The organism is Gluconobacter sp. Dm-73 (assembly GCF_018256215.1).
Lineage (GTDB): Bacteria > Pseudomonadota > Alphaproteobacteria > Acetobacterales > Acetobacteraceae > Gluconobacter > Gluconobacter cadivus.
The window spans coordinates 40,297-60,983 of the sequence record NZ_JAERLW010000012.1 but is presented as its reverse complement, the minus strand read 5'-3'; the positions used below and the strand labels follow the sequence as shown (position 1 = coordinate 60,983).

Genomic DNA, 20,687 nt, shown 5'->3' with positions numbered 1-20,687 from the left:
TTTATGCGTCATTGTTTACATGTGTTTATGTACATGTTGTGAATTACAAGTAATTCTGCCTATTGGTTGCTTTTGCTCTATCGCTCCAAGGCGGGTTTAAATCAGGGGATGGAGAACACTCATAACCTCAAAAGCAGCTAAAGGTACATGTAGTTCTCAACATGTACCTTTAGCTCAAAGACTTAGCGCCGGCGCCTTTTACGCTTGTCCTCAATCAGATCAGCCTCCCTCACTTCATACCCGGCTTCAGAGAGGGCCTTAAGAACAAGATATTGCTTTGTGACTTTAGCTTCCGCAGCCTTTAGCGATAGCTGTCGATCCACATACTCTGGGATAACCATCCGCAAAGATGTCATAGCAGGATCGGGCTCATCTAATGATGTCTGTGCGCCCCATTTTGTGCCTAGCGCACGGCTGTTTTCTGAAACGCTACTGTCTTCGACAATCTGTGGGGCCTTGAGATCACGAAGATTAGGTCGTTTAGCAGGACGAGGCGTCAGCGCATCGGTGATGGGCGGTAGAGGCGATTTTGTCATCTGGCACTCTCCGCCAGAGCCGATAGCTTCTCAAGAAGCTCCTCGGCAATAGCTTCTACATTCTGGGCCGCGGGAGACGCACCGGCATTTTCAACCGGACTTGTGCCGGTGATGTGCATCTCTCTGAAGGCAGCTCTTTCCAGCATCGCCGCCCTAAAGACTGGTACATTCTGCTGCTCCACACTCTCCCTAACATGCTTCGCTGCTCTGGACTCAAAGCCAGGTAACACACGGCTCCAGATGAGAGCACGGGGAATAGAGCTTCGCGCTAGGTCTTCTGCATCGTCTATCTGAGCGATAGTTTTGAATGCGTCCCGCACGTCCGGAAGGCTCGCTTGGCATGGCACAAGCACGAAGTTGGAACGCTGCAACGCCTTTAAGGCTAGGGTGGAGGATCCACCAGGAAGATCAATGATCGTCAGGTCACTCTCGCTTTCCGCAGTTCGCACCTCAGCCAAAATATTATGCTCGTCTATTGACGGCCTAACCGTGAGATCCTGCATCTCGCTTTTGGCCCCGAACTCGCTAGCGTGCTGATTTAAGTCACAGTCTAGAAGGCGGACCTTGTACCCCTTTTGAGCAAGGGCAGTTGAAAGAATGATCGACAAGGTGGTCTTCCCACACCCGCCTTTGGCCGAAGCTATAGATAAAACAGCCACAGAAAATACCTCACGATAGAGCCGGCACTTACAGGTTTACATGTAGTGACTGACATGTTGCTAGTTACATGTCAATGGTTACATGTCTTTTCTTACATGTGTTTGTGTACATATATACATAATTCACACCGTTGCGAGGTTGGGAATTTTTCTGCTTTTTTTCAGATATTTGCCGAAAAGTGTCCACTGGTTTGGTTCCAGACACCAAGATTTATGTTGCTTAGCCTGGAAGTTTGTTCTCTTTATGTTCTCGTTAAGGAGAACATAAATGACAACGGACGCCCTGGCGCGACTGCGCGAGCAGGTCCGACGCCTGGAGCGTCGAGACCTGCCTCATTCCCATACTGACACACTCGCCACCGGACATTCTGCCGTCGATGCCCATCTCGGCGGCGGCCTCAGGACCGGCAGCCTGCATGACTTTCTGATTTCTGATCCTCTGGAGACGGGGGCCAGTCTCGCCATGCTGCTGCCCATCCTGAAAGAGGGCAGGGGGCCAATCTTCTGGATCAGCGATACACCGGCCGAACTGAATGCCTGGGGGCTGCACCAGTCCGGTCTGTCACCAGATACTCTGGTCTGCATTGAAACAGACACCGCCAGTCTACTCGCTGTCGCCGAAGACGTGTTGCGCGGACCAGAGCGCGCACTGGCCGTCATCAGTGGCAGCCACGTCCCAAGCCTCAAGGAAATCCGGCGTCTCAATCTGGCTGTGGAGGCGAGTGGCAACACAGGCTTCTTTCTGCGTTCGGCCCCCCTCACACGCGCTCCCGGGAAAGATCCCTGCGCGTGCGCTACGCGCTGGCGGATCCTCTCTCATCCCTCATCACCACGATTTTTTCCGGGTCTGGCTATGCCGCTTCCCGGTTCCCGACGCCTTTCTGCCGCGCTGCTGCGGGTGAGGGGAGGCCGCCCTGCTCACTGGATCCTCGACTGCACCGATCATGCGCCGCTTTCTCGCTCTCTGGATGCCCTTCTGGCGCACCGAGCGCCTTCAGCTCTCCCGCCCGGAAGACTTCCCGGCCGACAGGCCGCTCGTTGTGCACGCGCTGGCACATAACCGCCACACCGTCACTGGTGTCAGTCCGGCTGCACTCGCGGCCGGACTGACACCCGGAATGCGGCTGGCACAGGCCCGCTCCCTGGTGCCGGATCTTCTGACCGCAGAAGAGGACGCCGAAGCACAGAGGGCCGCGCTGACCGATCTGTGCTCCTGGCTGATCTGGCTGTCGCCGCTGCCTGCGTTCGACGCTCCGGACGGTCTCTACAGCGATACCACCGGATGCGCTCATCTTCACGGCGGCGAGGCGGCGATGCTGGATCTCGTCAGGGACCGCCTGAAGGCGAGGGGACATTCCTGCTCTGTGGCGCTGAGCGATACGGCCGCTGCCTCACGCGCTCTGGCGCGCTCTGGGATCAACCGGATCTGTCTCGTGCCTCCCGGTCAGCAGAAACAGGCGCTGCACCCGTTGCCCTGTTCAACGCTTCCTTTGCCAGAAAAGACGCTCTCCAGCCTGACACGGCTCGGCCTGAACACGATCGGCGCGCTGGCGGACCTCCCGCGCGCGCCTCTGGCCAAACGCTTTGGCGCAGACCTCCTGATCTGTCTCGATGAGGCTCTAGGCCGGCAGGTCCGCCCGCTCAGCGTCTTTCAGCCTGCGGACCGGATCTCCCTGACCCGGTCTCTGGTCGAGCCGATCAGCACGCCGGAGGCCATTGCCACGGTGATTGCAGCCCTTGTGCCGGTTGTCTGCGAAAAGCTGGTGGCCCGGGGGGAGGGGGCGCGGCAGCTCGACTTTCTCTGCGTACGCGTGGACGGCACAATCCAGGCCGTCCGCGTGGGAACATCCGATCCGACGGCTGACATCACGCGTCTGACACGCCTGCTGGGAGACCAGATCCCGCAGATCGCGCCCGAGTTTGGAATTGAAGCCGTCATCCTGACTGTCAGCGCGAACGAACCGCTGGAAGCGGGACCTGAGCGCTCTGTCCTGCCGGACGAAGCAGGATCCTCTGAAACGGGCCACCCGGCCTCTCTGATCGACCGGCTGCTGAACCGTCCGGGCGTTGTTTCGGTTCACCAGCTCGCGCCCCGGTTTTCCGCCTGGCCAGAGGACGGACAGTCTCGCGTTTCTCCGGATAACATGGCAAAATCGCCTTTCGCGAGCCAGATGCTCTGGGCGCGGCCGAACACTTTGTTCGATCTGCCCGTCCGGGTGCAGGTGACTGCCCTGCTTCCGGACGGTGCGCCCCGCCAGTTCGTCCTGAAGCGACAGACGCATCGCATTGCAGCGGCCGACGGCCCCGAACGTCTGCTAGGCGAGTGGTGGCACACAGTCGAAAACTATGGCGCGATCCGCGATTACTGGCAGGTCGAGACCACGACCGGCCTGCGCCTGTGGCTGTTTCGCAAAGGGGACGGCCGCCACGACTGGTCCGGTTCGGGCGAGTGGTTTCTTCAGGGGATGTTCTGATGGACCCCCGTGACGATCTGATCCCGGCCAGCACCTCGGACGTCGCCGAAGTCCTGATGCACGCGCTCTGTTACGACGGACGCAGGCGCACACACGACGCCGCCGAACTAATGGCGCGTCTGGTGGCCGAACGGCTGGTCGCCTATCTCGAACGCTCGGGCTTCGTGGTCATGCGTGCCTCCACCAGCAACGGGCCTGACAGCAGCCGACATCCCCATCCCCACCGCCGCTAGACCATGAGCGCGCCTTACGTCGAATTGCAGGTGACGTCCTCGTTTTCGTTCCTGCGCTCGGGCAGCCAGCCGGATGAACTGATCTTCGAGGCGAAAGCCCTGGGCTATGACACCATCGGTCTGACCGACTGGAACAGTATGGCCGGAGTGATCCGCGCCCATCTGGCGGCGCGCGAGGCCGGTCTGCGCCTCCTGCCCGGATGCCGTCTGGCTCTACGTGACGGCAGTGCGCTCCTGGCCTATCCTCGTAACCGTGCGGGCTGGGCGGGTCTGTGCCAGCTTCTGACCCTTGGCCATCACCGGGGCGAGCGGGAGGTCTTCCTTCTGGGCTGGGAGGATCTCGTCGCCAAGGCCCCGGACCTCGTCCTGATCCTGTTGCCGCCCGAGGATTTGGCAGCACTTCCCGGGCACGTTCAGAGCCTGCTGGATCTGCCCGGACACAGGGAAGGCGAAGAAGAGATCCGGTTTCTCGCGCTGACAATGCTCCGGCAGCCGGGAGATCTCGCGCGGCTTCACGCACTCGCGGCGTTCAGTGCGGCACAAGGTCTGGCCTGCGTGGCGACAGGAGATGTTCTCTACCACGACGCGCGCCGGCACGTTCTTCAAGACGTGGTCACGGCGATCCGGGAAGGCTGCACCGTCGATGCTCTCGGCAACCGCCGTCGCGTTCACGCCGATCGCCATCTGAAAGCCCCGGAAGAACAGGCACGCCTCTTCGCCGCTTTTCCGGACGCCCTGGCCAACACACGGCGAATTGCCGAGGCCTGCACGTTCAGTCTGGATGACCTCACCTATCAGTATCCGACCGAAACCGAAAGATCGGGCGAAAGCGCGCAGGACACCCTGACACGCCTGGTCGAAGTCGCACTGCCGCGTCGCTACCCGGCCGGGGCGCCCCCTGAGGTCGAGGCGCAGATCGCCCATGAACTGAGGCTGATCGCCTCTCTGTCCTACGCACCGTATTTCCTGACCGTGAATACGATCGTGCGTCATGCCCGCTCACTCGGGATTGTCTGTCAGGGACGCGGATCCGCCGCGAACTCAGCGGTCTGCTATGTCCTGGGCATCACGAGCATCGACCCTGTCCGCTCGGGGCTTCTGTTCGAGCGGTTCATCTCGGCCGAGCGGCAGGAACCGCCCGACATCGACGTCGATTTCGAGAGTGACCGCCGAGAAGAAGTCATCCAGTGGATCTACCGGCATTACGGCCGTCATCGCGCGGCCCTGTGTGCGACCGTGCAGCGTTATCAGCCAAAAGGCGCGTTGCGCGAGGTCGGCAAGGTGCTCGGGCTGCCGGAAGATCTGACCGGCCTGCTTTCCAAACACATCGCCTCGTCCCTAGCGGATCCGGATCTGTGCAAAGCTCGCGCAGCGGATCTGGGGCTGAACCTGAAAGATCGCCGCCTCAGCCTGACGTTTCATCTTGCCCGCCAGCTTCTCGGCTTTCCGCGCCAGCTTGGGACGCATCCGGGCGGGTTTGTGCTGACCGAGGATCGCCTGGACGAACTTGTTCCCCTGCTGCCGACCGCCATGGACGGACGTCAGATTATTGTCTGGGACAAAGACGATATTGACGTGCTGCGCTTCATGAAGGTGGACGTTCTGGGTCTGGGAATGCTCGGCTGTCTGCGTCGCGGGTTCGAGCTGCTGCATACCGTGTATCAGACCCGCATGGACTTGGCTTCGATCCCGGCCGAGGATCCGCAGACCTATCGCATGATCCAGAAAGCCGACACGCTCGGGACATTCCAGATTGAAAGCCGGGCGCAGATGTCGATGCTGCCGCGCATGAAGCCCAGGACTTTCTATGATCTGGTGATTCAAGTGGCGATTGTCCGGCCGGGGCCAATCCAGGGCGACATGGTCCATCCCTATCTCCGCAGACGAGAGAAATTGGAGCCTGTCACCTATCCGTCCAAGACCCTGCGCGGGATCCTCGGGAAAACTTTGGGCGTGCCACTGTTCCAGGAGCAGGCAATGCAGGTGGCCATCCATTGTGCAGGCTTTACGCCAGGCGAGGCGGACCAGCTCCGCCGTGCGATGGCGACGTTCAAAGCGACAGGCGGGGTCTCGCCGTTCCGCGACAAACTGGTGAACGGAATGCTGGCCAACGGGTATGAGCAGGACTTTGCCGAACAGACGTTCAGCCAGCTCGAAGGCTTTGGCAGTTACGGCTTCCCGGAAAGCCACGCTGCGTCGTTTGCCCTGATCGCCTATGCTTCGGCCTGGATGAAATGCCATTATCCGGATGTGTTCTGTGCCGCCCTGCTGAACAGCCAGCCCATGGGGTTTTATGCGCCGTCCCAGATTGTTCAGGACGCGCAACGCCATGGGGTCGAGGTCCGTCCGATCTGTATCAATGCCTCACGATGGGATTGCACCCTGGAGCGCGGCCGGAATGGACGGTACGCGGCTGTCCGGCTGGGGCTCAGGATGGTGCGCGGGTTGGCGAACGGCCATGGTGCCGCCCTGATCGCGTCTCGGATGCCGGATTACGAGAGTATTGATGATGTCTGGCGGCGTGCGGATGTGCCGGTCTCGGCCCTGGAATGTCTGGCGGAAGCAGACGCCTTCCGGGTGTTTGGTCAGATGCGCCGTGCTGCGCTCTGGTCAATCAAAGGGCTCGCGGATACGGCCCTGCCGTTGTTCGAAGCGGCGGATCGCGGGCGGAATTTTCCGCTGCCGGAGGTGATCGAGCCGGAGATTGTCCTGCCGCAGATGTCAGAGCGGGCGTCGGTGCATGAGGATTACCGGGCCACGGGCCTCAGTCTGACAGGTCATCCCGTCGCGTTTCTAAGGGAGGGACTGCGAAAAGAAGGGATCGCTCGTTGCGGGGATCTTCCTTATCTACGGGATGGGCGCCGGATCCGGCTCACGGGTCTTGTGCTGATGCGGCAGCGGCCAGGGACAGCGAACGGCACGATGTTCGTCACGATCGAGGACGAAACCGGCACAGCCAATCTGATTGTCTGGAAGGACGTGCAGGAAAAGTATCGCCGCCCTCTTCTCGCGTCCCGTCTGCTGGCCTGTAAGGGCAGGCTTCAGAAGGAAGGCGAGGTGATCCATGTCGTTGTGCTCAGTCTGGAAGACCGAACGCAATTGCTTCAGGGATCGGAGCTGCTGAAGGCTCGGGACTTTCGATAGGAAGCGTAATCGGTTCGACCGATCTTATTTCAAAAATACAGAGATTCTTGTTGGTGTTGAATCTGTGGAATTGTGGGCAGAGCCGCGCCTGTGGTCAGCCGGCAGGGCTGTCCATCAGGACGCGAGCGACCGTGAAACGGCTGTCCACAAAACCATATGTTATAGGAGAATATTTTTCTTCTGCGCGAATGCGTTGAACCAAATTATGTATTTACAAAAATGGCAATAATTCAAAAAGTGACAATGGCAACGCTTATTTCTCGGAATACAACAAAAATCCGACGTGGAGGGATCGAAGAACCGTTGATTGATGCGCTTGTTTCGTGATTTCAGGCTTTTGGCGATTTGATTGACGGTTTTCGGGAGAGCTTTCGATCTGCGTTTTGAGCAGATCGAGTGCTACCCCCCGCTGGATGGTTACGCGCTCGCGCTGATCCGCTCCAGGAAGAGGAAGCGGCGCATGTTGTAGACAATATTGGCGAGCCCGATCCTCATGGTGGCCCGGGTGATACCGACAGTCCGAATGAAGAGCCCCGTCTGCGATTTCTGATCGGCAAAGACATGCTCGACACGCGACCGGATCACCGACTTCCCTGCGTTGGACCGCTGGATGTGGCGGGGCATGGGCTTGAGATGCGGCTTTTTCCTGTGGACCTTTGAGACAAAGCCCTGCTTTTCCATGAAGTCTTCGTTGGCTTTCGAGCGATACGCGGTATCGGCCCAGACGCTTGAGGCGGTATTGGTTTTATCCAGCAAGCCCTCGCGTAGCCTGGCACCGTCACTGGCGGCGGCATCTGTCGTCTTCCATTTGCGGATGAACCGGAACTTCCGGTCGATTGAAATGTGAGATTTGTAGCCAAAGAACGGGATAGCGAGATCCGTTGTGGGGATCGTTCCGTCATCCTGCCGTTTTGCTTTGGTGAACTTCAGTGTCCATCGTGCATGACGATCCTTGTGTGACAGCTTTGCGGGTTTGTCCTGCCAGTCTTCGGGAATACGGCCTGCCCGGAGATCGGCTTTCTCTGCGTTGGTGTTCCGCTGCTTTGGAGCAGCCACCAATGTTGCATCCAGGATCTGGCCCGACATCGGCAGATAACCCGCGTTCCGCAGAGTGGCATCAAAGCGCTCAAACAGTCTTTCAATGGCCCCCGCCTGGGTCAGGCGCTCGCGGAACAGCCAGACCGTTTTGGCATCAGGCACACGCTCCGACAGCCCCAGACCAAGGAAACGCATGAAGGACAGGCGATCGTTGATCAGATACTCTGTCCGCTCATCAGACAAATTGTTCAGCGTCTGGATCACCAGAATCTTGAACATCAGCACCGGATCAAATGGCGGACGCCCGCCTTTACGGCCGTCCGAATAGGCCAAAGCCTGCTCCAGATCAGGGCGGAACACTTCAAAATCCACAGTCCGGGAAAACGCTTCGAGCTGATCGCCAAGCCCGCTCAACCGGGCAAGCCGCTCTTCAACATCAAAAAAGCCAGTCTGCTTCATAGCGCCATTCCCACAGTCAGAACCGGACAAATGGAATCATAGAGCTGGTTTCAAAACCAGAGGGTTTTTCGAACCCTCCACGTAGGAAATTATTTAATAAAATCGTTATTAAATACATATTATTTTGTAATTAGCTTATGTGCATATATTTAGGTTCGACTTACACATCGCATGGCGCATTCTAAAATTCGGATAACTCTGGGCTCATGCCGAACTATTTTGGCAATTCGGGCGAACTCAATCATCTGCATAACGATATTGACTTTTTTCTGCTTTGTTATTGGTACAAAGGATGATCCATAAAATAAAGCCATTACGTTGCGAAATAATATCAAAAAAACTCTGAACCTGAAAAGCTAAAAAATTGCGCGTCTCTGTTCGACCTCTATTTCTGCGCCTTGACACCAGCCTGTGATGATCCAGTGCGTCTGGTAAAGTTGTTCCAAATCAACATCCGTATCTGCATATGGATCACCATTTCGATTCTTGGGATAACGGAATCGATCCGCGCCTTTGTCGAATCTTTGGACTTCTTTGATTATGTCTTTCAAATATATAACTATTTTTTCGTCTTCTTGGTAATTTTCTTTCCTCCGAATATCTATTAATTCACTAAACAATGACTCCAAATCATGCCCGGTTATATTCTTTGGTTTTTCGCTAGTATAATAAATCGCAGATTTAATATGAAGTTCAATGCTTTGCCTCCAGAGCATTAAAAGCGGGCTCAGTAAAATGGTATTGGGTAAGCTTCTGTAAGCAGCATCCCACAATTCTTCGAAGCCACGTTCAAAGCTATATGCGCGCATAGCCCACGACCCAGAAAACAGATCATGGTCTCTCGATTTCAACAGCGATCGAAGTTCGGGCTGTTGCCTCATATACTGCTCGCCCAAAAGGCGACGCTGTTCAGATGACACTGTGTTTCATCCTAGAATTTGGTTAATTAGTCAGTATAGAAATTACACTCCCCCAAGATGCAGCGAAAGAAAGCTCTCTTGAAACCCCTCATTCACCAGCGAATACGAACGCCCCCTGTCACTGCTGCTGACCCTCCTGCGGCTCCCTGTATCGTATCTCGATGGCCCCCGAAAAAGCTGGCTGTGAGGTCCACGCCGGGGAGAGATTTCACAGGATACGAAAAGGTTGTTGTGATCCCCTTTTCCTCAAGAAGTGGGGATTGGCTCGCTCGCTCAATGTCGAGCGGACCAATTTTGGAAAGTTGGGACAAATCCGAAGGAAGCCATTGAGCCTTTGGTGTAATGTCGCTTCTTTTCTTCTCAATGACTCCCCTAAGACCCTGGAATCCGGCCTTACCGCTTAATTCTGAGGGCATTGGTAATACTTGCTGTGCTTTAGGAGGCATGAAGTAAGGCGTAGGGTCGGCATATGACATCGCTGGCTCAACAAGCCATAACGTCACGACCATTCCTCGCAGGACCTGAAATCGTAAATACAGTCTAGACAATGATCTGTGCCTTTGACTGGAGGTGAATAGTTGCCTCTCGCCAAAACATGCCACCTTGCATCCGTGCGATAACATCTGGCGGAAGAATACAGCGTCGTCTTTCGTGACTAACGACCGGACGTATCCTGTGCAAATCCGGAGTTCCAAGCAGACTGTCGAAGACTTCTGCATCCCTGTTCGCGACATTGTTCAGATCATATGGATACGCGGGCAAACCGAGACACCGTGTCAGTCTTTCAAGGGTCTGACGCGGATTGGTGGCTAGAGTCTGGTAATCTACAAGAATCAGCTTATCAGCAAAGGGACCGTGAAAAGCCTCCGTCAGAACCCGCCAAGCGTAGCCAAAAACACCTTCCCGAGACAGCAGATGATCGAGACGGTCATGCTGCGTGCTTCGTTGAGTGATAGGGACAAGTCGTGACGATAAAATGGGATCTCGCACAATGAGGCGCTCAAGAGAATCAAGGATCCAGACAGGATTACGCACGCAGCAGATCACACGCGCTCTCGGGTAGAGCCGGTCGATCAAGGCAAGTCGCGTACACCATTCCCGGCTCGTATCCAGGACAATTTGATCGGGCTCTGGATGATAATAATCTTCTAAAACGCCTCGGAGCAGACGCTCGCGTTGCTCTTCAGAAAAATCAGAAGCGTACTCCCCTTCGGCCATCAGACCCGACAGTCGAATGATCATGGGAGCGACAGGCGATATTCGGCCATGCGCGAGCACTTTTGGATTTTGGCTCAGAAGCGCGGCCAAAAGTGTCGAACCGGCCCGGGGGAGGCCAGAGATAAAGTGAACAGGTGACGATGCGGTCATGGATGATGGTGTATCTCGGTTGGAGGAGCCAGGATCTCCAACCGCTAGGACACCAAACCGCATTGTATCAATACGTTGCGAAAGCCACTTTTCGTGTGCCTTGATTGCAACTGTCAATATTTTTTCTTATTTTCCGCGTATGTGATTAGGGTTTTTAAGTTTTTGCGTGTCTTTATGGCAACTTCTGAACTTTTATGTCGGTTTATGTCCTTTGGCTACCGGTGACGAAAAACATCTGTTTCCCGACAGGGCCTATATCTGCGATCGCGCTCATGATGTCAGTTTCCGAAGTTGATGTCAGCGGTGGGTCAGAGGCAGTGTCAGCCGTCGTTCGAGCGTCTCAATCTGCCTATCATGGCTGCGCGACGTGCTGACACGCGTGGTCGACGGGCATCCGGTAGCCCGGATTGGCGAACTTCTGCCGATGACCAAAGTCGTCAATGGCTGATTAGGGGGGGAACCGGAATGTCGGCTATAAAGCCGTGAGATGAGAAAAGCGGCCATGCGTGCGATCAATGTTCATGGCTGCTATTACGCTACTCAGGCTGATCGTGCCGATGCCGGAAATGGGATTTGCCAATACGTGACAGTAGGCAACGCTGCTACGGCCTCCCTATTTGCAGAGTAACTTGAAAACACATGATTTTATGTGCTATACTCACTAAATCATGTGTGATTGGCGCTGTGACATACGACGACTTCATCGCTGAACTGAATAAGGCGGGGCTGAGCGTCCGGCGCTTTGCGGATCTTATAGGTATGCAGCCGAACTCGGTTTCGAACAACAAGAAGAAAGGAGAGATACCGATACATCTTGCTGTTATCGCCAGCCTTCTCGCCGAGATGACACGCCGCGATATCGATTACAGTCCTATTTTCGAGCGCTTGGCACCCGGCAGGAAAAAGCCACGTGGCGCAGCGAAGTCCGGCAAATTTGCCGGCGATCCGCAAGGGCTGTTGGAGCTGGACAAATGATCCGCCGTTCAGCCTGTACCGCCTCAATATTCTTAATATGTTCCGCATTCCGCGATACGGATGCCTGCCCCATGAACTGCGAGGAAATGAAGCATGGCAGATAGCTTTGCCTCGCATTGGCGAGAGGCTCTCGCTCTCGATCGCCGGACGGCGCCGGAATTTTACACTTCCCCCTCCGATGTGGAGCCGGGACCGCACGCGGATGCGATCCGTTTCGCCTTGTCCGATCTCGGCCTGGCGGCCGTCTTCTGCATCGAGGGCGTTCCGACGATCGGGTTTCTGAACGAACCGGATGTCTCGCTTGCCCAGATCGACGAACTGCATCGGGTTCTCTGGAACCAAGGCCTGATGAGCCTGCTGCTCGTCCTCAAAGAGGATGAGTTGGTCGCCTATTCTCTCGTCCAGCGGCCGTTCCAGCGTCAGGAAGGACAGCAAAACGATCCTCGGCTGATCGTAACACTCTCACTGCTGTCCGATGCGTTGAAGCTTCGGGAATTGATCGATTCCACGGAGTCGGGGCGGTTCTGGTTCGAGAACGACTCATTCTTTAATCCCGACGATCGCGTCGACAGCGTGCTGCTCTCGAACCTGCTGGAAGCCTTTCGCGACATGCGCGGCGATCTCGGTGGTGAGGCCGCGCAAGCGTTGCTGATGCAAACGATGTTCATCGCCTATCTCGAAGATCGCAAGATCATTAAGGAGGCGGTGTTTCGGGATGCCTCTGACAAGACATGCTCCAGTCTTGCGGAGATGCTGGAGTCAGATTCCCCGATCCATTTCGAAACGCTTTTCATATGGCTGAAGGGCGCCTTTAACGGCAACCTGTTCAATGCGCCCTGCGCTTTCGAGACAGGCGATGCGACGCCGCCAAAGCTCGCGGTACAGCATCTTAAGACTCTTGCGCGCTTCCGGCACGGGCGGGAGGAAATGGCATCTGGCCAGCTGCGCCTGTGGGGCTACGACTTCCGCTACATGTCGATCGGTCTCATCAGCGCGGTCTATGATCGCTTCCTGAAAGAGGAAGCCGAGAAGAAGAGCGCGGACGGGGCATTTTATACACCGATGTTCCTGGCGGATGTCGTCGTCAACCAGCTTTGGGACGATCTGTCAGACGAGCAGCGAGCGAAGGGCGTGTTCTGCGATCCAGCGTGTGGGTCAGGAATTTTTCTCGTGCGGCTGTTCCAGCGCCTCGTTGCCCATCATTGCCGGATTAAGAAAAAGCCTCATGCCGCTTGGAATGAGTTGAAGTCCATCGCGCGGCGGCTGCATGGTGGAGACATCAATTCCTCTGCCGTGCGTGTGGCTGCCTTTTCACTTTATATTGCGCTTTTGGAACAATCTAATCCGCCCGACTTGCCGGCTCTCCTCAAAGCAGGAAAACTCCTGCCATCGCTCTACGGCGATACGCTGCTCCCAGCGTCTGATTTCTTCGTGATTGCGGATTTACCGAAATTCGATGCGGTCGTTGGCAATCCGCCCTGGAAGGGACGGAGTGGTCAAGTCACGACCGCTCAAACTTGGGTAAAGTCCAATAGATATCCCAATCCTGCCAAGGATATAGCCTGGGGGTTCATCTGGAAGGCTTTGAGGGTCGTCAAGCCGGACGGCCTCGTTGCGTTTCTCCTGCCCGCGATGGGCGTCCTGCACAACACCTCGCAAGAGGCTCAGGATGCGCGGCGGCGGCTTCTTCGTGATGCGCGCGTGCGCCGGATCGTCAATCTGTCAGACCTTTGCTTTCAGTTGTTCGACGGCGCACAGCGGCCGACCGCGTTCGTTCTCTACGCACCGGCGGCTAGCGACCAGCGCCCCTATCGCTTCGAATATTGGGTGCCCAAAGCCGATCTCAATCTACGTCTCAAGCGCATGATGACCTTGTCGCGCGCGGATCGTCTTCATTTCCGATCAGACCTGATTGGCAAGGATCCGACGCTGTTTAAGCGTCGGCTCTGGACTCGCAGTCCAGAGGAAACACTACTTCAATATTTGCGGACAATTCCTTCACTGAATACCTTCATCAAGGAATACAAGGGCGTCCGCAAGGCCAAGGCTACGGTCGATCGAAACGTAGATTGGGTCATCGGTCAAGGTTTCCAGCCCGCGCAGGAAGCTAGGCTTGGGGGCGATCATCGGTTTATTACGGTAGATGTAGTCACACGATACCCATATCTGACCGCAGAAGCTTTTCGTCCGCTCGTACTTCCTCGCATAGAGTCGGCACCTTGGAATATGTCGACGGTTCGTCGAGGCGGATTTGCCGAGGGGTTTGCTGGCCCTCACATTCTGATTCCACAAGGTGTCGAACGCTCAATAGGGCGCGTCCGTGCGGCGTATTCTGAGCAGAGCCTTGTATTCCAGCATTCCATCCAGGCAATCGCTTTTCCCAAAGCGGAAAAGCGATCAGCGAAAGTCCTGACGGCCGTTCTCAACAGCAGTCTGGCGGCTTGGATCTATTTCCACGATACGGCAAATCTCGGCGCCGACCGTGCCAAGGTTCATCAGGGCGAATTGCTCAAGCTACCATTCGATGCGCCGGAAAATATGCCCGATCCCGCGAGAGCGGTGATCGCAGAGGAGAAAATTGTCCAACTCATTGATCGGGAAATTGTGAAGGCTGACGAATTGCTTTCGGTGCAGTCAGACCCCCTCAATGAAATCGATCAGTTGGTCTTTGATTATTACGGTCTGGACGCGCATGAGACCGCTTTGATCGATGATACATTCCGTTATATCATTCCAGCGATGCAACCACGGCGCAGTGCCGGGCTGCAAAAGATCTGGGCTAGCAGCAAACATGAACACCGTGCTGATTATGCCTCCACGCTGTGCGACGCCCTCGCACCCTGTTTCCGGCAACCTCTCCAGGCATCGCTCGCCGCGAAGTCTGGTGACGTCGCGATCCTAAAACTGACGATCCACGCCACGAGCGATGGATACACGGAGGAAGCCTCTCCCGATGTGGGGCAATTTCTTCGGTCAATTCAGGCACATCTGCCGGTGCGCTTGCCTGGAAACGTGCAGGTGGTGCCCGACCTTCGCTTCGTGATCGGAAGCGACATGTATCTAGTTAAGCCAATGCAACTCCGGCACTGGATGAGATCGACAGCATTGGCGGATGCGGAACGGATTGCGGCTGAGTTCACAGCCGCCATTGTTCGTCACGGCCGGACCGGTGGTGATTATGCTGGCCGGTAGTCTGGATGAGTGGCTCCCCCATTTTCGAGGTCTTGAAGAGCGCATGGCCGATGCGGTCGAAGCCGCCTGGCCCATTTGTATTACGCCGCTTCAATCGAAAAAGAATGCGATGACGCACGAGGATCACATCACCGAGCACCTCGTGAAAGCACTGATCCGAACAAAGCGGGTGCCGGGGCGGATCATCTATCAGTATACGTTGCTCGCGGAAGATACAGGTGGCAATGTGTCGGCGCCGAGCAATATCGACTTCGTCTTAACCGTTGGTGATGACGAGGACGTCTATCTGGCCTGCGAATGCAAGCGGCTGAATGTCCCATACAAGACAGGCGTGCGCGGACTGGTCAGCGAATATGTCGATGAAGGACTGATGCGGTTCGTGACCGGCCAGTATTCCAGTGGCCTGCCATTAGCGATGATGCTGGGTTACGTGATGAATGCGGAAACGGATATAGCGCGGCGTGGCGTTGGAAGGATTATGGCGCGGCGTTCGACTGCGATAGGCCTCCAGTCCGAACGCGATGTTGCTGTCGTCAGCGGTCGGCCGCTCCGCTTTCATACAATACACGCTTGCATGTCAGGGCATATTATCGAAGTGGCTCATACTTTGCTGGCATGGCGGTAGATCGATATCATCGGATACGATGAAGATGAAACCAGTGACGGAACTGTCACGTTCGATAGGTCTGCACCCTTCATGAGCAGTCGCCGTTCTTGGCGATTGTTTGCGCCTGACTGAATCCTTCGCAAATGCGAATTAAAACCTACTAATTCCGCTTCCCTGCTCCATTGACTTTGCCAAAGCTCTGAACATTGAGTGGCGGAAGCCGCCCCAAGCGGGAATTAGAGGGCTATGGAGTAGATGTGGTTCTCATCGATATCCCGCATGGACCGCCTGATGATATTCGAACCTCGACCAAGTAGGACGTGTACGCAAGTGCGCAATCCGCAGTTACCAGCAGAGCGTTGGATATTTCAATGTCGGCTTTCGGGAAACTCTTCCTACCGTCTGTATGTCCGCCATGGCGGCGATTTCGATCCTGATGCCTTCAAGAACCTGAGCCTGTTGTACCCGACTTGCCTTACCAAGATCGACCAGGCCCCCGAGGCCTACCCGCGCAATACGCTGCTTGATTGGAAGGCCAATCATCTCGGACGGTTGCCGTCGGAAGCGCTGCACACGCAGTTTGTAGCTAGGGAAAATTGCGTGCCGCTCTCTCACCTTGCGCTGGCGGCGCGGTGATCGCATGGTCTTCGAATTAGGAAGTGGTCCAGCATTGAGGAGAACAATGAAGATAGCGCTGCTCGATGCAAGAAAAACGCGATCTGTGCTGAAACGCCTGATCAGAGACTATAATGATATTCGGATCGCGGTGGCGTGGGGCTATAACGGGAATCTCGCCGACATCCTGATGGAAAACAGCGAAAAATTCCGTTCGGTCATCTTTGGCCTCAACGGTTTCTCAACCTCGCCCGATCTGGTGGAGCGCTTAATCGGCATCGAGAATGCCTTCATCGCCAAGGCAGACAACGGCATCTTCCATCCCAAGCTCTATCTTTTTCTGTCTGGCGGCAAGGCGGAAGCAATTGTTGGAAGCGCCAATTTCACGAAAGGCGGTCTCGATCGCAACCATGAGGCGTGCGTACACATTAAGGGGCCGGCCGACGGCGACATTTTCAAGCAGATCCAACGCGAGCTATCAGGCTATGACGTGCTCAAGCAGCGCGTCACGCAGACGCTGGCGGACAGTTACCGTCGGCAATACGACGCTGCGAGAAGGCAGCGTGGACAGCGTGACCCGATCCTCCCTGACGAGAAGAATGGTGGGAAGGGCCTGACCTCGCCGCTGGCGATGATGAGCTGGAAAGATTTCGCGGCCATGGCGAAGATTGATCCGCATCATAATTTCAAGCGCCGGATGAAGCTGCTTCGAGAAATTCAGCGTCTTTTTGCGAGCGTGGAACGGTTCTCGGATCTCACGGTAACGGAGTGGAAGGGGATTGCGGGCACTCTCGGTAAATCCGAGAGGATCGCAGCGGGTCTCGACATCCACGACTGGGGGTGGTTCGGATCGATGGGCGGCAATGGCGATTTTGCTGGCCTGATCTCAAGACAGGACCGCCAGCTCAGCGACGCGGTAGACTGCATTCCGCGCAAAGACCCGGTCACGCGCGAGGATTTCGAGGAATATTGCCGGCGCTTCCGCAAAGCATTTACGGATGCCGACGCCCATCATGTAGGAGAGTTTCCGACGGCGACGCGGCTGCTTGCCATGAAGCGACCCGACACGTTTGTCTGCGCGAACGGGAAAAATAAGGGCAACTTGGCCAAGGCGCTGAATTTTGCCCCTACGACGCTCTCGCTGGCGAATTATTGGAATCGGATCATCGTGCCGATCCAGTCGTCACCCTGGTACAACGCACATCATCCCGGCGAGCGCGATGGCGAGTTGTGGGACTATCGCGTCGCAATGCTCGACACCCTCTACTATGATGAGGACGCCTGACCTGGTCTTAGATGAAATGGACCGGCATCGCGCAGCATCCTAGTCGAAGCCAATCCCGAACAGGCCACCATGGGAAGCGTCCGAAAGCTCAGGCGAGCGCTGAATGTCGGCTTTCGGGCAACCGCCATTACCACTTTGATGTCTTGCATGAGGCGAAACCGGAAGGTCCGCTTATTTCAAGTGGCTCCTCCTGGGGGGGCAAGTATCCGTGGAACAGAAAACCTGCATAGGGTTTACACTGCGTACGACTATCGAATGAGAACCACCTCAACTCCGATTGCGTCCGCAATTTCAGCCCATGCCCGATCGGCCGTGACCGCGGGGAGACCCATTTTTTTGGCTAGTGCCAGACAGGCGCGGTCTCCGTGACTGAGACCAACCCGCTTCGTCGCATCACGCATCAATCCGGCCGTTAGAGCCAGGTTGTGATCAAGAGGCCGCACGTCGAGGCGTAGAGCCGCGATCAGTTCGGATATTCCTTCGGCCGGGACGCCTTTATCAACAGCTTTAGAAACGATCTCCTGCAGGTTGATCGCGGAGATGGCTGCATCGCGCAGCCAGTACCGAGCTTCTTCAGCTCCTGTTTCTTCGTTCAGGTCCGCAAAAACAGCGGATGTGTCGATGACGCAAATCGGCATCAGCGCTTCAGCCCATCGTCATGGTTATCAAGCGCATTTTCAGCGCGTCGCTCAGCAATGACTTCGTCGGCAATCGAGGTGCCGGCCGGGACATACTTTCGGAACAGTGCTCTGGCCCGATCAAGCGAGGCATCAGGCGTCATTAAGCGAACCTGCCCATCTACGATCTCCGCCATGAGCTGGCCGCCTTTTTCGACGCCAAGCGACTTACGCAGGCCAACCGGCAGAACAAGTCTACCATTCGGCATAACGTTGACACGAATCATGTAACTGATCCCCCGGTCGGTAAGGTCGAAACTTTATTATAGGTCATTTTATAAGTTTAGGTCATTTTAATTGCTGGTGCCATAACATTCAGGTGTCCGTAAACGATCGTTTTCGGACAGGGGAAAAGCATTCTGTCCGTAAATTACCTTTACAGCGTTACGGACATAACGGATAATTCGGACATCCTATTCGGACGAATTGAACCCTATGCCACGCACTTTTGCGTATGTCCGCGTTTCGACAGTCGGACAGACGACCGAGAACCAGATTCAGGAAATTGAAGCTGCCGGTTTTCAGGTCGAGCCTCGTCGGGTCGTTACCGAAACGATTTCCGGGAGTACCTCCATCGCGCAGCGACGTGGCTTTGCCCGTCTCATGGATCGGCTGGAGGCTGGAGATGTTCTGATCGTGACCAAGCTTGATCGTCTTGGTCGCGACGCGATGGATGTCAGCACCACGGTTAAAATGCTGGGGGCCATGGGAGTGAAGGTTTACTGCCTCGCACTTGGTGGTGCTGATTTGACCAGTTCTTCTGGCACAATGACGATGCAGGTTCTGAATGCTGTCGCACAGTTTGAGCGGGATCTGCTGATCGAGCGCACGCAGTCTGGTCTCAGGCGGGCAAAGTCAGAAGGGAGGACTCTGGGACGGCCTTCCACACTGTCAGAAGGTGAGAAGCAAGGCGTCCTTAAAGACCTGGCGGAGGGTATGAGCGTTTCTGCACTTGCCAGAAAATTCTCCACAAGTCGGCAGACCATTATGCGGGTTCGGAGTGAGAGCTTTCCATCCGGAGCGGTCTAGCAGTAGGTCCGCTTTCGCCCTCTTATCGGACACCGTAGCGCAATATCAAACTTCTTCGAAACGGGCGTAGCGTTTGGCGAGCGGGAATTGGTCTCCGCCAATCCAGCGACTGTTCACTATCCGCCTTGTTTGGGATAGGGGTAGAAATAGCGTGCTTTTGATAGGACACAGATGATGAGGATGTCGAGTCTTCAAGCCTTACATCAAAATATGAGGCAAATAGGAATAGAGACTCAGCGTTTTGAGGTGAGAGTCGGAGCAGCAGAATTTGCCTGCTTGTTCTCTGTAGCGGCAAACCCTTACTGCCTTGCTTTGACCACTCGCGGCCAACATCCACAGTTCTGTCGTTTTGATGTCAGACCAGGCTATATAATATCGAATTACCTCGGCGAAAATTATGGACCTCTGCGAGACGCGCTATATGTCGATGGGCGCGCCGGAGAGGGGCTTGAAGGTGCAAGATTTCTTGCACAACTTAATGACGTCATACCCCACGTTGCCCAGCAAGGGAGAATCCTTCAACCGGAAGAGATCGTAAGGGTTCATCCAAATGTTGATGATGCAGATAGACCATATTTTGATCGCTGGGAGCGACGCGGACAAGGACCGACTGAGAGAAATTTGCAAAAGACGCGTATAATCCTTGGAGATGACGCGAGAACATTCAGTGAGACTAACAGAGTTTCAAGTATATGGTCTCAACTCCCAACTAACAGAGCATGGAGATAGAAAAAACCGTCACTATATAATGAGACTGGTTTTTATTAATTACCATTAAGAGCGCTTCTTCCATCTTTGGTCAAGGCAGCCTTAATGCTTCTGACTGGTTAGAATATACCGGCAGCAGAAGAGAAGACTACTGATGGCCCAGATAGGCGGTTTAGAGCCAAAATGAGGGAGTGCCAGGATAGTGGCAATGGTCCTGTGACGGAGCGACCAACGAACGTCCGCTTACCTCAAACTCTCGCTCCAAACCGGCCATTCCGCTTCCCCCCTGATCTGCCTGTCTGCTCCGTGATGCAGGAGCAGACAGGCAGCAGTCGCCTACTTCCCGGCCGGTTAGATGCAGGCTACATGCTTCTCGAAAGCGGACATTTACAGATAGTTCGGCTGGCAAACATTGAGGGCCTGTATGACGATCTCACCAAATTCCTGATCGCTGGTGATTTCGAACTGAGTGACCGGACGAACCTGAAGGAACATCTTTTAAACGGAAAAACTCTTCTACTTGATCTCAGTAAGAGCGATTCTTTGCGAAAACTTTCTGATTGTTATCAGGATTAGCTTTCTTACACCGCTTGTAATGCGAAGGGCTATTGGGGCCTTTATGCCCCGCTCATTCGTCCTGATAGCTTTATTGCCTGGGCAAGCGATAATTCTTCAGATGATTCTAAAGCGATATAGGCATTATTCAAATTTCTTATTGTTTCGCCCAAAAAGCAATATTTGGCCTTATCTTTATTTTCCGAATCAATA

19 protein-coding genes are annotated in these 20,687 nt (G+C 55.4%); 12 read left to right on the top strand and 7 right to left on the bottom strand.

The window, feature by feature from the left end; translation table 11 throughout:
- Positions 1 to 182 precede the first annotated feature (182 nt).
- A complete protein-coding gene (locus tag JK176_RS12660) occupies positions 183 to 536 on the bottom strand; it encodes a hypothetical protein (protein ID WP_064275342.1) in 354 nt (117 codons plus the stop codon).
- Positions 533 to 1,195 carry a ParA family protein gene (locus JK176_RS12655; RefSeq protein ID WP_077804141.1) on the bottom strand — a complete coding sequence of 221 codons (663 nt, stop codon included), beginning with the start codon at positions 1,193 to 1,195 and terminating at the stop codon, positions 533 to 535. Before JK176_RS12655 ends, JK176_RS12660 begins: the two co-directional genes overlap by 4 nt.
- A gap of 268 nt (positions 1,196 to 1,463) precedes the next feature.
- On the opposite strand from JK176_RS12655, the gene JK176_RS12650 reads away from it, so the two are divergent.
- From JK176_RS12650 to JK176_RS12635, 4 genes are read left to right on the top strand one after another with little or no spacing between them, the layout of a single operon-like run.
- Entirely contained in the window at positions 1,464 to 2,255 is a 792-nt protein-coding gene (locus JK176_RS12650) for an ImuA family protein (RefSeq protein WP_211588151.1), read from the top strand.
- A complete protein-coding gene (locus JK176_RS12645) occupies positions 2,140 to 3,669 on the top strand; it encodes a DNA polymerase Y family protein (protein ID WP_249194497.1) in 1,530 nt (509 codons plus the stop codon). Before JK176_RS12650 ends, JK176_RS12645 begins: the two co-directional genes overlap by 116 nt.
- Positions 3,669 to 3,902: a hypothetical protein gene (locus JK176_RS12640; RefSeq protein ID WP_211588150.1), complete on the top strand. Its 234-nt coding sequence runs from the start codon at positions 3,669 to 3,671 to the stop codon at positions 3,900 to 3,902. The genes JK176_RS12645 and JK176_RS12640 overlap by 1 nt, the downstream gene beginning before the upstream one ends.
- Positions 3,903 to 3,905: 3 nt before the next feature.
- Positions 3,906 to 7,046, top strand: a complete 3,141-nt coding sequence (locus tag JK176_RS12635; protein WP_211588149.1) for an error-prone DNA polymerase — start codon at positions 3,906 to 3,908, stop codon at positions 7,044 to 7,046.
- A gap of 417 nt (positions 7,047 to 7,463) precedes the next feature.
- Here the strand turns inward: JK176_RS12635 and JK176_RS12630 are convergent, their stop codons facing one another.
- The 3 genes from JK176_RS12630 to JK176_RS12620 all read right to left on the bottom strand — a co-directional run bounded on the left by JK176_RS12630 (position 7,464) and on the right by JK176_RS12620 (position 10,948).
- Positions 7,464 to 8,543 (bottom strand): IS5 family transposase, encoded by a 1,080-nt coding sequence (locus JK176_RS12630; protein WP_211588148.1) that lies wholly within the window; start codon positions 8,541 to 8,543, stop codon positions 7,464 to 7,466.
- Between the two features lie 356 nt (positions 8,544 to 8,899).
- The gene (locus tag JK176_RS12625) at positions 8,900 to 9,463 is read right to left on the bottom strand and encodes a hypothetical protein (RefSeq protein ID WP_349291933.1); all 564 of its coding nucleotides are present in this window, start codon (positions 9,461 to 9,463) and stop codon (positions 8,900 to 8,902) included.
- Positions 9,464 to 10,003: 540 nt separating this feature from the next.
- Complete coding sequence (locus tag JK176_RS12620; protein WP_249194496.1) at positions 10,004 to 10,948, bottom strand: sulfotransferase; 945 nt, start codon at positions 10,946 to 10,948, stop codon at positions 10,004 to 10,006.
- 226 nt (positions 10,949 to 11,174) lie between these two features.
- Between JK176_RS12620 and JK176_RS15235 the strand changes: the two genes are divergently transcribed.
- The 6 genes from JK176_RS15235 (at position 11,175) to JK176_RS12595 (ending at position 17,505) form a co-directional block, all read left to right on the top strand.
- A complete protein-coding gene (locus JK176_RS15235; RefSeq protein ID WP_408874194.1) occupies positions 11,175 to 11,279 on the top strand; it encodes a transposase domain-containing protein in 105 nt (34 codons plus the stop codon).
- Positions 11,280 to 11,515: 236 nt separating this feature from the next.
- A complete protein-coding gene (locus tag JK176_RS12615) occupies positions 11,516 to 11,806 on the top strand; it encodes an XRE family transcriptional regulator (RefSeq protein WP_211588147.1) in 291 nt (96 codons plus the stop codon).
- Between the two features lie 93 nt (positions 11,807 to 11,899).
- Positions 11,900 to 14,998, top strand: coding sequence for a class I SAM-dependent DNA methyltransferase (locus JK176_RS12610; RefSeq protein ID WP_211588146.1), 3,099 nt, complete (start codon positions 11,900 to 11,902; stop codon positions 14,996 to 14,998).
- Positions 14,985 to 15,623, top strand: a complete 639-nt coding sequence (locus JK176_RS12605) for a hypothetical protein (RefSeq protein ID WP_211588145.1) — start codon at positions 14,985 to 14,987, stop codon at positions 15,621 to 15,623. Before JK176_RS12610 ends, JK176_RS12605 begins: the two co-directional genes overlap by 14 nt.
- Before the next feature lie 312 nt (positions 15,624 to 15,935).
- Positions 15,936 to 16,241, top strand: a complete 306-nt coding sequence (locus tag JK176_RS12600) for a hypothetical protein (protein WP_211588144.1) — start codon at positions 15,936 to 15,938, stop codon at positions 16,239 to 16,241.
- A 46-nt stretch (positions 16,242 to 16,287) separates the two neighbouring features.
- The gene (locus tag JK176_RS12595) at positions 16,288 to 17,505 is read left to right on the top strand and encodes a phospholipase D family protein (RefSeq protein ID WP_211588143.1); all 1,218 of its coding nucleotides are present in this window, start codon (positions 16,288 to 16,290) and stop codon (positions 17,503 to 17,505) included.
- 248 nt (positions 17,506 to 17,753) lie between these two features.
- On the opposite strand, the gene JK176_RS12590 is transcribed toward JK176_RS12595, so the two are convergent.
- Positions 17,754 to 18,143, bottom strand: a complete 390-nt coding sequence (locus tag JK176_RS12590) for a PIN domain-containing protein (RefSeq protein ID WP_211588142.1) — start codon at positions 18,141 to 18,143, stop codon at positions 17,754 to 17,756.
- Positions 18,143 to 18,409: a hypothetical protein gene (locus JK176_RS12585; protein WP_211588141.1), complete on the bottom strand. Its 267-nt coding sequence runs from the start codon at positions 18,407 to 18,409 to the stop codon at positions 18,143 to 18,145. The genes JK176_RS12590 and JK176_RS12585 overlap by 1 nt, the downstream gene beginning before the upstream one ends.
- A gap of 208 nt (positions 18,410 to 18,617) precedes the next feature.
- Between JK176_RS12585 and JK176_RS12580 the strand changes: the two genes are divergently transcribed.
- Both JK176_RS12580 and JK176_RS15230 read left to right on the top strand, forming a co-directional pair.
- On the top strand, positions 18,618 to 19,211 hold the full coding sequence (locus JK176_RS12580; protein WP_211588140.1) for a recombinase family protein: 594 nt from the start codon (positions 18,618 to 18,620) through the stop codon (positions 19,209 to 19,211).
- 171 nt (positions 19,212 to 19,382) lie between these two features.
- A complete protein-coding gene (locus JK176_RS15230) occupies positions 19,383 to 19,940 on the top strand; it encodes a DUF6037 family protein (protein WP_408874193.1) in 558 nt (185 codons plus the stop codon).
- Positions 19,941 to 20,687 lie beyond the last annotated feature (747 nt).

Coding starts and splice junctions, on each gene's coding strand:
- JK176_RS12580 (WP_211588140.1), top strand. CDS start 18,618: ATGCCACGCACTTTTGCGTATGTCCGCGTTTCGACAGTCGGACAGACG.
- JK176_RS12635 (WP_211588149.1), top strand. CDS start 3,906: ATGAGCGCGCCTTACGTCGAATTGCAGGTGACGTCCTCGTTTTCGTTC.
- JK176_RS12640 (WP_211588150.1), top strand. CDS start 3,669: ATGGACCCCCGTGACGATCTGATCCCGGCCAGCACCTCGGACGTCGCC.
- JK176_RS12645 (WP_249194497.1), top strand. CDS start 2,140: ATGCGCCGCTTTCTCGCTCTCTGGATGCCCTTCTGGCGCACCGAGCGC.
- JK176_RS12660 (WP_064275342.1), bottom strand. CDS start 536: ATGACAAAATCGCCTCTACCGCCCATCACCGATGCGCTGACGCCTCGT.
- JK176_RS12585 (WP_211588141.1), bottom strand. CDS start 18,409: ATGATTCGTGTCAACGTTATGCCGAATGGTAGACTTGTTCTGCCGGTT.
- JK176_RS12605 (WP_211588145.1), top strand. CDS start 14,985: ATGCTGGCCGGTAGTCTGGATGAGTGGCTCCCCCATTTTCGAGGTCTT.
- JK176_RS12650 (WP_211588151.1), top strand. CDS start 1,464: ATGACAACGGACGCCCTGGCGCGACTGCGCGAGCAGGTCCGACGCCTG.
- JK176_RS12595 (WP_211588143.1), top strand. CDS start 16,288: ATGAAGATAGCGCTGCTCGATGCAAGAAAAACGCGATCTGTGCTGAAA.
- JK176_RS12630 (WP_211588148.1), bottom strand. CDS start 8,543: ATGAAGCAGACTGGCTTTTTTGATGTTGAAGAGCGGCTTGCCCGGTTG.
- JK176_RS15230 (WP_408874193.1), top strand. CDS start 19,383: ATGATGAGGATGTCGAGTCTTCAAGCCTTACATCAAAATATGAGGCAA.
- JK176_RS12610 (WP_211588146.1), top strand. CDS start 11,900: ATGGCAGATAGCTTTGCCTCGCATTGGCGAGAGGCTCTCGCTCTCGAT.
- JK176_RS12590 (WP_211588142.1), bottom strand. CDS start 18,143: ATGCCGATTTGCGTCATCGACACATCCGCTGTTTTTGCGGACCTGAAC.